We start from the raw sequence: 13663 nt of genomic DNA, 5'->3' as shown, positions 1-13663 counted from the left end.
TCTATAAAAGCTTTACTTGCCCACGCAAAAGTTGCTAAACACACTACTCAATATTTCCTCAACATCAATAATTCCAATCACCGCACCAAGTTCAAATGCAGCAAGCCTCAAATCTTCAGATATCAACTCAATTGGATTATCGATATTAAAACGTTGTAAATGTTCCAGTGCTTTCTTCATGTGATTCCTATGTCTTTGCCGAGTGATTACAGGAGTGTCTCTATCATGCCCAAATTTTTCCTCTGCCTTCTCTTTTATGAGAGAGATCAATTTGTTTGTACCTATTTCCTTTAGAATAGAAATGGGTAAAAGATCTATGCCATTAATTTTTATATTGTGATTATTGATAACATCGTCAGCTTTGCTCAATACATAAATGGTGTCATTTTGGTCTGATGTCATGCAAGTAGCTGACACTGGAATCCAGCTATGAATATTGTTTTCAGCACATGTTTCTAGAATCCATTGTCTATTGCATAATTTGCAAGTATTTTTATATCTGGATCCCAGTGTCAAGCACTGGGATGACACCGTTTGTTGATTACAATATTTGCATAGTTGTGTGTCAACGACAGATGGTATATTGCCTGTGGCTTGATAATTGACATCGTGTCGTTGTTCAAAAGGAAATAGCTCTATTCTTAAATCAGCTTCAAAAGACCTCTTTTTCGCTCGACTTATACCTTCTAATTCTATTGGATCTGAACTTTCACGAATTCCAGCAGTATCAGAGAGAATGATTGGGTATCCGCCAATGTCAATATGAGCTTCAAGTATATCTCTTGTTGTGCCTGCATATTCAGAAACAATAGCAATATCACGCTTGGCTAAGAAATTAAACAGAGTTGATTTACCGACATTTGGTTCACCAGTTATTACAATATGTAAACCCTCACGCAACCTTTCGCCCCGTCTATTATCATTTAAATGCTCTTGTATCAATCGCACGAGAGATTGCACTTCATTATTAATTTTTTCCAATTCACTTTTTTCTGCCCAAATGTCCTCTGGAAAGTCTATATATGCTTCGATTTTGGATTGTATCGTTATTAATCTTTGCCTCCAATTGCTGTATAGTCTCTCCAATTCTCCTGATATCTGCTTAATCGCTTGTTTAGCTTGCATTTTCGTCTCAGCATCAATTAAGTCTGCAATCCCTTCTATTTGCGTTAAGTCAAATTTACCATTTAGAAAAGCCCTAAGTGAGAATTCTCCAGGCCTGGCCATAACGAAAATTTTTGATAATTCCTCCAAGATGATTTTTATGACGGCCTTGCTTCCATGCACTTGTAGCTCTATAACATCCTCGCCAGTGAAACTGTTTGGAGCAGGGAAATAGATGATTATTCCATTATCTATCAATTGACTGGAATCATCATATAGATCAACTAAAGTAGCAAATCTTGGTTTAATTTCTTTCTTAATATGAAAATGATTTAAAGCTTTAAGCGCGTAGTTGCCTGAAATTCTGATTACTGCAACTCCTGACTTACCAAATACGGTCGATAAAGCGAAAATAGTTTCATTTGTGTTTGTCATTATTTATATAAACTACTTAGCAATATTACACTTAAGAAACCAAAATACCTAAAAAGTCACCCAGGTGAAAATATTTATTTTGAAAACTGATAATATGATTTATAATGACTGACACAAGTTTTAAATATTTTATGCTCAAGAAATTAGCTTGGTACTGGTCTTTTGTAGAGTTAATTAAAGGGTTTGTTATTACATTAAAATATATGTTTAAGCCAAAGGTTACTTTGAGGTATCCTATGGAGAAGGGCCCTTTAAGTCCAAGGTTTCGTGGTGAGCATGCGTTGCGTAGGTATCCAAACGGTGAAGAACGATGCATAGCTTGTAAATTATGTGAAGTTATCTGCCCTGCTCAAGCAATAGTTATTGAAGCAGAGGAAAGAGAAGACGGTAGTCGCCGCACCACGCGCTATGATATTGATATGACAAAATGCATATACTGCGGACTTTGCCAAGAGGCATGTCCAGTTGATGCAATTGTTGAAGGTCCTAACTTTGAATTTGCTACTGAAACAAGAGAGGAGCTAATGTACAATAAAGAAAAGTTATTGCGTAATGGTGAAGTTTGGGAAGACGCAATTGCACTCAGGTTAAAAAAGAATAGGCCTTATTATTAATGTTCAGAGCTTATAACCCTGTTATCCATTATGATTTAGGGGCAGTGCCCACTAGGGGTGGTGTCATCCCAGTAGCTGATACACAACTGTACAAACATTTGTTTGCGAGGGCAGTATGTTAAATGTTATAGCCTGTTTTGCCTCAAACACAAAGGTGTCATCCCAGTGCTTGACACTGGGGTCCAGGTATAAAAATATTTGCAAATTGTGCAATGGACAACAGATTTTAGGAGCATACGTTAAACTAATTTCCATTATAAAAATAAGATGGATCCCAGTGTCACGCACTGGGATGACAAAGAGAGGGTTAGACAAAAGGGTCGATAAATGATTAGGATTACTTTTTCAGCCGAACAAAAAGTAAAAGAATACAGTGGTAAAGTTACTGGCTTTGATATATTACAACCGGATGTTTTGAAAGAAGCAATTGCCTTTAAGGTAAATGGTGAGTTGCATGATCTCTCACGTGAAATTGAAGCTGATGCAGAGATAGAGGTGATACAACTGAGTGACGAAGCGGGTTTAGATATAATAAGGCATGATGCTGCTCACATAATGGCACAGGCAGTGAAAGAGCTATTTCCTAATACTCAGATTACTATCGGCCCAACAATTCAGGACGGTTTTTACTATGATTTTGCTACAGGTCGTACCTTCACTACGGACGATCTTACCGCAATAGAAAAGAAAATGAAAGAGATTGTAAAAAGTAACCACAGATTTGTTCGAGAAGTTTGGACTCGCAAGCAGTCAGTTGATTTCTTTAGTGGTATAGGCGAAAAATATAAGGTTGATATTATCTCATCCATACCAGAGGGTGAAAACCTAACTGTTTATAGGCAAGGTGATTTTGTTGACCTATGCCGTGGTCCGCACTCACCATCAACCGGTAGAGTTAAAGCGTTTAAACTTATGAAAGTAGCGGGTGCATACTGGCGAGGTGATGCAAAGGGCCCAATGTTGCAGCGAATATATGGCACAGCATGGAGAAATAAGGATGAATTAAACGCTTATCTTGAGTGTCTCAAAGAAGCAGAGAAACGTGATCACCGCAAAATTGCCAAGGATATGGATTTATTTCACATCCAAGAGGAAGCTGTTGGGCAGGTTTTTTGGCATGAACAAGGATATATTCTATATAATGTTCTTGAGTCTTACATCAGAAAGAAGCTAATAAATAATGGCTATTTTGAGGTAAAAACTCCTATTTTAGTAAGTAAAGAGCTGTGGGAAAGATCTGGACATTGGGATAAGTTTCGTGAAAATATGTTTATTGTTGACGAATCTGAGAATAAAAAGTTAGCAATAAAACCCATGAATTGTCCTTGTCATGTGCAGATTTTTAATTCTCACACCAGGAGCTACCGTGATTTACCAATACGTATGGCAGAGTTTGGCACATGCCATAGAAATGAAAGCTCAGGCTCATTGCACGGACTGATGCGAGTGCGTGGTTTTACGCAAGACGATGCACACATTTTTTGTATGGAAGAACAAGTGAATTCTGAGACTATAAAGTTTTGTGACCTTTTAAAAGAAGTATATTCAGAGCTTGGATTTAATGAAATTTCTGTGAAATTTTCAGACCGTCCAGATATTAGAGCAGGTAATGATGAAGTGTGGGATAGAGCTGAAAAAGCGCTGCTTGAAGCCGTTAAAGAAGCGGGCTTGAGTTATAAACTTAACCCTGGTGAAGGTGCATTTTATGGTCCAAAGTTAGAGTTCGTTTTGAAAGACGCAATAGGCAGAAATTGGCAATGTGGAACATTACAAGTTGATTTCATTTTACCAGAACGTCTGGGAGCTTTTTATATAGGGGCAGATGGGCACAAGCATCACCCTGTCATGTTACATAGGGCAATTCTTGGGACTTTTGAGCGTTTTATCGGAATTTTGATAGAAAATTATGCAGGAAAATTTCCAGTTTGGCTTGCTCCAACGCAACTTGCTATTCTGACCATTACAAATGAAGCTGACGGTTACGCCACAGAAATTAGCAATATTTTAAAAGAACAAGGTGTGAGAGTCAAGACTGATTTGACCAATGAAAAAATTAGTTATAAGATACGTTTGCATAGTTCAAACAAGGTTCCTATATTGTGGATTGTAGGCAAAAATGAAGTTACAAGTAAAACTGTGTCAGTAAGAAATTTAGGATCGGAAAGACAGGAGTCTTTTTCTTTGGAAAAGGCTAATGAATCGCTGTTAAAAAGTATTAATTTGAATTAAGGGAGTTAAAGTTTGCAAGTTAAAAAGAACAATAAAAACAGAATTAATGGATTTATCACAGCTAAGGAGGTACGCTTAGTTGATCATAGTGGTGAAATGGTCGGAATCGTGCCAATAGAACGAGCTTTGGAATTTGCACAGGGTGTTGGTTTAGACTTGGTGGAAATTGCACCTGATTCAACCCCTCCAGTATGTAAAATTCTGGATTATAGCAAGCAAAAGTATGATATAAAAAAGAAAGCAAGTGAAGCAAAAAAGAAACAAAAAACATTAACTATAAAAGAAATTAAACTGGGTCCCAATATTGGTGATCACGATTACGGAACAAAATTGCGTCAAGCAAGAGACTTACTTGCCCACGGACATAAAATTAAAGTCACAATGAGATTTAGAGGGAGAGAGCTTATAAACACTGAAGTTGGACTGGAAAAATTAGAACGGCTAATTCGAGACACTGAAGATATCGCAAAGGTAGAATTGGCACCTAAAAGAGAAGGGAATCAATATTTTTTAGCTCTGGTTGCTAAGTAGCAAAACGGCTTAAGAAGTATAAGTAAAGTTAAATTATCGCTCTCTCTTTGATAACATGGCGAAAATGTCTTATTAATCCTTGAATCGGCCAAGCTGCAGCATCGCCAAGTGCGCAAATTGTATGTCCTTCTATTTGAGTTGTAAGGTCAAGCAGCTTATCTATTTCATCAGGCTTAATATCTCCTGCCACCATCCTCTTCATAATCCTCCACATCCATCCAGTACCTTCACGGCATGGTGTGCATTGTCCACAGGACTCATGCATATAAAAGTGTGATAACCTCTCTATTGCAGCTATTATATCAGTTGATTTATTCATCACTATTACAGCAGCAGTACCAAGCCCTGATTGTGCAGTTCTTAATGAATCAAAATCCATTTCAATAGTATCACATATAGATTTTGGAATTAATGGCACTGAAGACCCACCAGGTATTACAGCAAGTAAATTATCCCAACCTCCTCGCACTCCACCTGCGTATTTTTCAATTAATTCACGTAATGGAATTCCGAGCTCTTCTTCAACATTACACGGGTTGTTTACGTGCCCTGAAATACAAAAGACCTTGGTACCAGTATTATTTGGTTTACCAAGAGATGCAAACCATTCTCCTCCGCGATTCAGAATATCTGGAACCATGGCTATAGTTTCAACGTTGTTTATTGTGGTTGGGCAGCCAAAAAGTCCAACACCTGCGGGAAATGGAGGCTTCATGCGAGGAAAGCCCTTTTTTCCTTCAATTGATTCGAGTTGAGCTGTTTCTTCCCCACATATGTAAGCTCCTGCGCCCCTATGGATAAACACATCAAGATCATAACCTGATTTGCAGGCATTTTTTCCAATTAAACCTTCTTTATAGGCTTCCTCAAGTGCTTTTTTTAGAACTAAATATTCATTATAAAATTCACCCCTGATATAAATATATGCAACTGATGCGCTGATCGCTTTGCCGGCCAGGAGAATTCCCTCAAGTAACTTATGTGGCTCATATCGCAATATATCTCTATCTTTACATGTACCAGGTTCTGACTCATCTGCATTGACTACTAAATATGCTTTTGGGAGATTTTTGGGCATAAAGCTCCACTTAAGGCCGGTGGAAAATCCTGCACCCCCTCGACCTCTCAAACCAGATTTCTTTACTTCATCAATGATCTTTTCTGATCCTAAATCCAGTAATTCCTTTGTTTTTTGCCAGCTACCACGTTTTTTTGCACCCTCAAGTAGTGGAGTTCCTTTACCATTTAGGTTGGTGAATATTTTGTCTTGTTCTTTTAGCATGTTTTTCAAAATTTGTGAGTGATCCCGACGCGATTCGAACGCGTGACCCACTGATTAAAAGTCAGTTGCTCTACCGGCTGAGCTACGGGATCATTTCATTTTTCAGCTATACTAAACATCAATACAGTTTTTATCCGTTTTAATCAAACTAAAATTTTCATGTGTGGTTAAATAAATTATATAATATACTGCGTTAGTGATAATTTAGTTAAAAAATCTATGAATAATTTAAAAAAATTTCCAAAGGAAAACTTCTTGTTAATTTTCAGTTCACAGATTTATTTGGATGGTGTGACGTATAACGCTAAGGAGACAAAAAAATAGAGAAGTGTGTACACCCTGCAGAATTTGTACACTATTTAGCAATAGCCTAATAGATAAATATTTCTTGCATTTCAGCCTGAGTGATTTATGCTTTAAGCAAGAATTACCTGGGGGTATAGCTCAGCTGGTAGAGCATCTGTTTTGCACGCAGAAGGTCAGCGGTTCGATCCCGCTTGCCTCCACCAGTCTATACAGCTCTAGCCGCCACAAAACCTGTCAAAGCAGCTTATTTTAATCTATGAGGATTTTATACTATTTCCCTGAAAATCTCTATTTCTTTTCGTAACTTTTCTCTACACAAGTAATGTTGGTTATTACAATTGTAATATATACTAACTTAACAATAAATTAATCAATAAATGTTAGAATACTAACAATTAATTTATTGGTAACGCCTATGAGTGGAAAAAAGCATGTTTTTAAGATGATACCTGGAAAAGAGGTGTTTAGAAAAACCCCGACTACAAGGATAAAGTGGCCTGAAGGTAATGATCCTACAATGCCTATTAAAAAAGTTGAGCTTGTATCGCTGGATGATAAAAACGATGTAGTACTAGGCTTATTGCCTATAAAACTTTGCAGCAGTTCTTGCCTAGACAGTTACATATGTCTGGAGGAAGAAAATGAAGGAAATCTGGTAGCCAAAGATTATAAAAGTGATTCTAACTTAGATTATGTAAAAAGTAACCATACATTTGTATATTACGGTAATGAGTTGGCTAAGTTATCATATACAAGAGAGCTTGTGCAGCCTTTCAAAACTATGTGTAGCAGTTCTATTAAATCAAAAAAATTGGAATACAAATATGTAACATGGGAAGATTCAGATACTGGCAACAATAAATATTATTTTTCAGACGAGGCAGGAAATATAATCGATTCACCTGACAATGAGGTATTACAAGACATTATGTTATACTACGGTGAGAGACATATAAGAGATGTGCTACTGTTGCTATCAAACGCGTTTACTAAAGTTTTTATTCAGGGCCTAACAGACGACCAACTAAAAACTCTTGCCAATACTCTTAGTAACGAGCAACTGCAAAAAATAATTCCTGAACTGAGCTCAAGCCAGTTGCAGGCCTTAGCAGAGAACTTAACAGATGAACAACTCCAAGCTTTAGTGGATTATCTAACCAATCACCAGCTAAAAACCCTCGCTCAGGAACTAAATCCAGAAAAGTTACAAATAATTGTTCCTATTTTAAATGATACTCAGCTTGAAGCTCTAGTGAGAAAATTAAATTCAGAGCAAGTAAAAGAAATTTTACCTCACTTAAAAGTGGATCAGTTCAAAGCACTTATTAAAACTTTAAATGACGAGCAATTTACAGTGCTTGCAAAAGACTTGGCTGAGCACCACTTGACAATACTCTCCAAAGAATTAGAAGGTGATCAGTTGAAAGCTTTAGTAAATAGTCTGCAAGAAGACCAACTGAAAGACTTAGTTAATAAGCTTGATCATGATAAACTTGGCATAATTGCTCAGGATTTAACTGATTCTAATAGGATTCAGATTATCATTAAGTCTTTAGCTGACAACCCAGAAAAACTTCAAGCTTTTGCTCGCAATATGTCTAATGAGCAGTTTAAAGAACTTTTGGATAACGTAGGTGCAGAAGAGCTTAAAGACATCATTCACAAACTGCCTTATGAGAAAGTGACAGCTGTGATTGGTGATCTCAGCAATCAAGATCAGTCTAAAGCTATTATTGATGCATTAAAAGAGAAGTTTGATGAACAAAACAAGAAACAAGAGGAAATGAAAGAAAAACTTGAAGAACTTAAGGAATTGCTGGAAGGTGATGATATAGTTAACCCCAATCAATTTAGATATCAACATTCTTCTGTAGTAAATGAAGAGTATTACCTTAACAGTAATGATGCTTATACTGTTCAGGATTACTCCATATCTGTTTAGCAGATTACAGAAGATAATGAATAACATTATTTTTAATATTATTATTTAAGGAGTTAATAGATATGAGTAATTTAACAGAAGATAAAAAATTTAATGTGGAGTTAATTGAGACACCATTAAAAGAGATATCAGGAACTAAAGGGATGGTACAAACTTCGACATTTGTAGGATCAGTCAATTCCATAATAAAACATATCAATAATGTAGTAAGCCAAACCACACAGCACTTATCTACAATAAAGAAGGAAATTGGTGATAAAGATTCAGGTTTAATTGAGAAAATCGATAAATTGAGAGATGAAGTAGATTCATTCACGGATTCTGACATAACAAATCCCAACACCTTTTTTTCTCCAGAGTTAAATCCACTAGGATAGAAAATAGCTAATAATTAGCAAAAATAAGAAAAAGTAATAGCCCACTGGGCTATTACTTTTTTCACATACCATTTCAATGTAGCTGAATTAATTTTAAAATTATAATTTTTTATAGGAGTTAATATGAGTAATTACAGTGTAAAAGAAAGCGAAAGCAACTTTGAATTAATAAGCGAAATAGGCGGAGATAACCCTAGAGTAATAGACGACATAGAGGTCAAAATTAAGCCTAAATCTTTTGAGAGCGATAAAGAAAAGAATGCATCGGTCAATTACGTTCACAAAATTCTAGATAAACTAATCGCAGATTTAAACGACACATTTGTTCCTAAATTGAATAATGAGCTGAAGGATCGTCAAGATGAAGTGGATCTATTGTATAAAGATTTAGATAGGCTTGAGATGATAGCTATAGAGGCTGAGAAGGATTATAAAATTTTGGAAGGAAACCTTAACAACCTAAAAGAAGAGGTTGAAAAATTAAAAACAGGAACAATTGGTGGTGATAATATGATGAATGGGAAGCACCAACTCACTCTGATATATTGTAGTAGTTAGGAAAGTCACAGCTTGCTAGCAGGCTGTTACTCTCTCTACATACTATTTCAATATAGCCAGATTAAGGAATCTATTTTAAAACTTTCGGCATATAGTTCTCATCATGTTTTGCAAACACCGTATCTGCAAGAAAGGTATTATTATCAGACATTTTACCTTGCACAACAACACCACTTTTTTCTGAAAACATCGGTGGAAGTATTCCCTGGTATTTTACCACAACGCTTTTGTTAAAATCTGTCATTTGAAAAACTACTTCACTTTCGCTCCGTATCACACTATCTTCAACAACCATTCCACCAACACGGATTGGCTTTTGACTATTTGGTAAAACTATTGCCTCACTTACTGTATAGAAAAATGAGATATTTTCTTTGAGCGTTGTTAAAATAAAAAAGACTATGCAGCTTAAAAAGCAGAAAATTCCTGAAGTTATAAGTAATCGCTTATGTTTCTTCTTCATTATTATCTTTCAGGCTTTCTAGAATTTTTTTACTTTTAGTATAGCAAGAAATGGTAAAAATTAGCTCTCCAACAATCAGCGTGAAACTAATAAGGTAAGCAAAAATTACATATGTATTCATAATGCACTGCCAATAAATAACTCACCTGCATCAAAATAAATTAAGCTTCCATCCTTTTGCTGCAACACCAATTTACCACTTTTATCTATATCAGCAAAAATTCCTTCATACAATTTGTCAGCTAACTTTACACTGATTTGCTCATTCATTTTGAATGCTTTTTTTAACCACATTTCTCTTATAGCATAAAACCCATCAAATAGCCATTGCTTTCTTAGCTTATTAAAATTTATTATTAATTCCTTTAACAGATCTATGTTAGACACAGACTCACCGTAATTGCTAATGCACGTTGTTCCTGGAAGTGGTGCATGACTGACATTAATTCCAATTCCTATAATGAGCCAATTCGAATTGGATCTTTTTTCAAGCAATATTCCACTTATTTTCTTGCCATCAATAAGGGCATCATTTGGCCACTTATACTGGAGATTTAGACCATTTATAAATGACAGTATAGTATTTCCAACAGCAAGAGCAGTAACAAAAGTCAATTCTGTTAATTTGCTAACATCCGCAATTTTATTCACCAAACCCTTCTCTGTCATCCCAATGCCCTCTGATGTCATCCCAGTGCTTGACACTGGGATCCATTCTTCTTTTTTTCTAGATTCCAGCGTCACGCGCTGGAATGACACCGAAAGCTGGCTTTCATTCAGATAATCGTTAAAGAGGTTTATCACCAAACTCGCATAAAAATTACCCTCTGGAGAAACCCAACTTTTTCCGGTGCGCCCCCTGCCTTCTGTTTGTTTATCGGCAATAATAACGGTTTCATTTGATATTCCTTTATCAATTAAATCCAACGCTTCTTTATTAGTGCTTGAAACTTCTTTGTAATGATGAATATGAAAGCCCTCAGGGATCACCTTGTCAGCCCTTTAGTTCAATGAGTGAGTAAAGATCTTCTACATACAAGAAAAGAACGAGGTTGATCAGTGAAGCCACTGAAGTGATAATGAATAGACCCTTAGAATAAGCAACCTTATTACCACTAGCTTTATCAAAATACATAACTTTCATGATATTTAAATAATAGTAGCATGATATCACACTCGCTATTACAAGGATCAAGGACAGGCTGATAAAGCCAGAATTTATTAAACTTTTGAATATAAAAAATTTAGCGAAAAACCCAGCAAGTGGAGGTATTCCCGACATTGAGAGTAACAGCACAGAAAGATGAAATGCTACAATTGGGCGTTTCTTCCCTATACCAGATAAATTTGCAATATCACAATCGTCATCGTCAATTTGTACGAGATATGAGAATAGCCCTATGCTTGTGATGATATATATCACCAGATACATTAAGGCACTATCTGTTCCTGCTTGTGTAAAAATAGAAAGTGAAGCAAATATAAAACCAATGTGACCAATTGAACTGTAAGCAAGCAGCCTTTTTAAGTTTTGCTGACGTAAGGCCCCAAAAGCTGAGATAAGCACAGACAATGCTGAAACGTATAAGAAAATAGGCTGAACATAACTTTTTACATTTACTAACTCTTCATTCATCAATCGAATTAAAAATGTTACAAGTGCAGCTTTTGGGGCCGTAGAAAAAAACGCAGTTACTATGGTAGGTGCACCTTGATAGACATCTGGAGCCCACATATGAAAAGGAGCAATAGCAAGCTTGAAACACAAACCAATTAGGACAAAGACTAACCCAAAAACTATTCCATAAGTTATCTGATGGTTTTGCAAGAATGAACCGAGCTCAGAGAAATTGACTTGTCCTGTATATCCATAAAGCAGCGACATTCCATATAGCATAATGCAGGAAGATAATGCACTGAGTGTAAAATATTTCACTCCTGCTTCACATGAATAAATCGAATCTTTATTAAAGCTCGCAAGAACATACAAAGATATACTCATCAACTCAAAAGCTAAATAAAAAGAAATCAGACTATTTGCTGAAACCAAAGTTATCATGCCAAATAGCGCAAAAAGAATCAGCATTGAAAATTCATACTTATAGTCATATTTTGATAAATTCAGCATCAAAAGTATTAAAATTCCTGTGCTGAGAATTAACCCTTGGGCTGACCTGATGTATAAATTGAGTTTTAACAACGAATTAAAGAGAAAAATTTCATTGTTTTCTGCCGAAAGAATTAAAATAATCAAAGTTACCACTGTGCAGCCAAGTGCTAATAAGTTGATAGTTCTGCGGTTAAATATAATCCCAAGCAGCAGCAACACTAACGAGGAGATAATAGAGAACGTTTCCGGCAATATCTGTATATAATTCATAGCGCATTATATTTGACTAACAAATTTGCCATACATGGCTTCAAATAATTCAGTGCAAGGGTTGGGTAAAATCCAAGCAAAATAACAAACACTGCAAGCAGAATTAAGACAGAAAATTCTATGCTATCCAAACGGTTATTTAATAATTTAGAATAGCTAACCCCCCATATTATTTGCTTACATAAATTCAGCATATAAACTGCGCTTAAAATAGTGCCAAGTGCGATAAATCCTGTAAAAAACCCTATGCTCTTAAACATTCCAACCATAGCCAAAAACTCACCTGCGAACCCAGATGTTCCAGGTAGCCCTATTGAAGCCATTGAAAATAAAATGAACATAAAACCAAATTTTGGCATTGTGTTTACTATGCCAAAATATTTTGCAATCTCCAAAGTTCCAGTTCGAGTATATAGCATTCCAACACATAAAAATAAAGCAGCAGAAATAAGGCCATGACTAATCATTTGAAATATGCTACCCAGTACTCCTTCCTCACAAAATGAAAAGAGGCCAGCAGTAACGATCCCCATATGTGCTATTGAAGAATAAGCTATTAACTTCTTTATATCATCTTGAGCAAACGCAACTAGAGAAGCATATATCACCGCAATAATGCTCAGCACAACAACGAAATTTGAAAAATACAAACTTGCCTGAGGAAGCATTGGAATAGAAAACCTTAAAAATCCATATCCCCCCATTTTAATAAGCAAGCCAGCTAAAATCACAGATCCAGAAGTTGGTGATTGCACATGTGCATCAGGAAGCCAAGTGTGAAATGGAAACATCGGTACTTTTATTGCAAAAGAAATAAAAAATGCAATCCACAGCAATGACTGCACTTCAAGATCAAGGCTTGGCACTAATGTAGCTAATTTTTGTATATTAAACGTTCCAAAAATGTTATAGATGTAAACCAATCCAAGTAGAAATAATAATGAGCCAGTTAATGTATAAAGAAACAACTTAAACGTTGCATATACCCTGTGTTTTCCTCCCCAGATGCCAATAATAAAGAACATTGGTATTAAAACAGCTTCAAAAAACACATAAAAGCTTATAGCATTCAGTGAAACGAAAAAACCGACTACAAAACTCTCAAGCAGTAGAAACAATGCCATATAGGCTTTTAGGGTCGTATAACTCATTTTGCAGTTGTAGAGTATACAAATTACAAACAAGAAAGTTGTAAGCAGAAGGAAAAGCAACGATATACCATCTATCCCTATTCCAACATTTCTAATTGGGTAGCTGACAAACTGAAAGTCCGCATTGTTATAATCAAATTCTATACAAGCTACAATGCTAAGCAAAAATGGAAGTACAGCAAAAAATAGAGCAAGGAATCTTAAGTGTATAGATTGATGATTAATCCTGATTAAGGATAAAATCAACGCTCCTATCAGTGGAAGCAAGAATATACTAAGTAACAACACCTT

15 protein-coding genes and 2 tRNA genes are annotated in these 13663 nt (G+C 35.8%); 9 read left to right on the top strand and 8 right to left on the bottom strand.

What is annotated here, in order from left to right; all coding sequences use genetic code 11:
* Positions 1 to 12: 12 nt before the first annotated feature.
* Entirely contained in the window at positions 13 to 1539 is a 1527-nt protein-coding gene (gene mnmE, locus ACICQD_RS06870; RefSeq protein WP_395461780.1) for a tRNA uridine-5-carboxymethylaminomethyl(34) synthesis GTPase MnmE, read from the bottom strand.
* Between the two features lie 131 nt (positions 1540 to 1670).
* On the opposite strand from mnmE, the gene nuoI reads away from it, so the two are divergent.
* Genes nuoI through infC form a run of 5 tightly spaced genes read left to right on the top strand, consistent with a single transcriptional unit; the run spans position 1671 to position 4913 of the window.
* On the top strand, positions 1671 to 2153 hold the full coding sequence (gene nuoI / locus ACICQD_RS06865) for an NADH-quinone oxidoreductase subunit NuoI (protein WP_038199316.1): 483 nt from the start codon (positions 1671 to 1673) through the stop codon (positions 2151 to 2153).
* Complete coding sequence (locus ACICQD_RS06860) at positions 2153 to 2275, top strand: hypothetical protein (RefSeq protein ID WP_264374069.1); 123 nt, start codon at positions 2153 to 2155, stop codon at positions 2273 to 2275. The genes nuoI and ACICQD_RS06860 overlap by 1 nt, the downstream gene beginning before the upstream one ends.
* Positions 2269 to 2484 carry a hypothetical protein gene (locus ACICQD_RS06855; protein WP_155969049.1) on the top strand — a complete coding sequence of 72 codons (216 nt, stop codon included), beginning with the start codon at positions 2269 to 2271 and terminating at the stop codon, positions 2482 to 2484. Before ACICQD_RS06860 ends, ACICQD_RS06855 begins: the two co-directional genes overlap by 7 nt.
* On the top strand, positions 2481 to 4382 hold the full coding sequence (gene thrS / locus ACICQD_RS06850; protein WP_264374070.1) for a threonine--tRNA ligase: 1902 nt from the start codon (positions 2481 to 2483) through the stop codon (positions 4380 to 4382). Before ACICQD_RS06855 ends, thrS begins: the two co-directional genes overlap by 4 nt.
* Positions 4383 to 4394: 12 nt before the next feature.
* Complete coding sequence (gene infC / locus ACICQD_RS06845; protein ID WP_006279610.1) at positions 4395 to 4913, top strand: translation initiation factor IF-3; 519 nt, start codon at positions 4395 to 4397, stop codon at positions 4911 to 4913.
* A gap of 28 nt (positions 4914 to 4941) precedes the next feature.
* On the opposite strand, the gene nuoF is transcribed toward infC, so the two are convergent.
* Together nuoF and ACICQD_RS06835 are read right to left on the bottom strand one after the other, a co-directional pair.
* Positions 4942 to 6195, bottom strand: coding sequence for an NADH-quinone oxidoreductase subunit NuoF (nuoF, locus tag ACICQD_RS06840; RefSeq protein WP_010962959.1), 1254 nt, complete (start codon positions 6193 to 6195; stop codon positions 4942 to 4944).
* 19 nt (positions 6196 to 6214) lie between these two features.
* Positions 6215 to 6287: transfer RNA gene (locus ACICQD_RS06835), tRNA-Lys, on the bottom strand.
* Between the two features lie 341 nt (positions 6288 to 6628).
* On the opposite strand from ACICQD_RS06835, the gene ACICQD_RS06830 reads away from it, so the two are divergent.
* The 4 genes from ACICQD_RS06830 (at position 6629) to ACICQD_RS06815 (ending at position 9378) form a co-directional block, all read left to right on the top strand.
* Positions 6629 to 6704: transfer RNA gene (locus tag ACICQD_RS06830), tRNA-Ala, on the top strand.
* Positions 6705 to 6916: 212 nt separating this feature from the next.
* Positions 6917 to 8443: a magnesium transporter MgtE N-terminal domain-containing protein gene (locus ACICQD_RS06825; RefSeq protein WP_395461779.1), complete on the top strand. Its 1527-nt coding sequence runs from the start codon at positions 6917 to 6919 to the stop codon at positions 8441 to 8443.
* Between the two features lie 62 nt (positions 8444 to 8505).
* Positions 8506 to 8820 carry a hypothetical protein gene (locus ACICQD_RS06820; RefSeq protein ID WP_065094379.1) on the top strand — a complete coding sequence of 105 codons (315 nt, stop codon included), beginning with the start codon at positions 8506 to 8508 and terminating at the stop codon, positions 8818 to 8820.
* A 123-nt stretch (positions 8821 to 8943) separates the two neighbouring features.
* Positions 8944 to 9378 carry a hypothetical protein gene (locus tag ACICQD_RS06815; protein WP_209472434.1) on the top strand — a complete coding sequence of 145 codons (435 nt, stop codon included), beginning with the start codon at positions 8944 to 8946 and terminating at the stop codon, positions 9376 to 9378.
* A gap of 70 nt (positions 9379 to 9448) precedes the next feature.
* Here the strand turns inward: ACICQD_RS06815 and ccmE are convergent, their stop codons facing one another.
* From ccmE to ACICQD_RS06790, 5 genes are read right to left on the bottom strand one after another with little or no spacing between them, the layout of a single operon-like run.
* Positions 9449 to 9841, bottom strand: coding sequence for a cytochrome c maturation protein CcmE (gene ccmE / locus ACICQD_RS06810; RefSeq protein WP_174515681.1), 393 nt, complete (start codon positions 9839 to 9841; stop codon positions 9449 to 9451).
* Positions 9825 to 9962, bottom strand: coding sequence for a hypothetical protein (locus tag ACICQD_RS06805; RefSeq protein ID WP_209472432.1), 138 nt, complete (start codon positions 9960 to 9962; stop codon positions 9825 to 9827). Before ACICQD_RS06805 ends, ccmE begins: the two co-directional genes overlap by 17 nt.
* A complete protein-coding gene (locus ACICQD_RS06800; protein ID WP_209472430.1) occupies positions 9959 to 10831 on the bottom strand; it encodes a biotin--[acetyl-CoA-carboxylase] ligase in 873 nt (290 codons plus the stop codon). The genes ACICQD_RS06805 and ACICQD_RS06800 overlap by 4 nt, the downstream gene beginning before the upstream one ends.
* Before the next feature lie 4 nt (positions 10832 to 10835).
* Positions 10836 to 12221 (bottom strand): NADH-quinone oxidoreductase subunit N, encoded by a 1386-nt coding sequence (locus tag ACICQD_RS06795; protein WP_209472428.1) that lies wholly within the window; start codon positions 12219 to 12221, stop codon positions 10836 to 10838.
* Positions 12218 to 13660, bottom strand: a complete 1443-nt coding sequence (locus tag ACICQD_RS06790; protein WP_010962955.1) for a NuoM family protein — start codon at positions 13658 to 13660, stop codon at positions 12218 to 12220. The genes ACICQD_RS06795 and ACICQD_RS06790 overlap by 4 nt, the downstream gene beginning before the upstream one ends.
* Positions 13661 to 13663 lie beyond the last annotated feature (3 nt).

This window comes from Wolbachia endosymbiont (group A) of Therophilus tumidulus, assembly GCF_964277345.1.
Taxonomy (GTDB): Bacteria; Pseudomonadota; Alphaproteobacteria; order Rickettsiales; family Anaplasmataceae; genus Wolbachia; species Wolbachia pipientis.
This window is presented reverse-complemented; position numbering and strand designations above follow the sequence as displayed.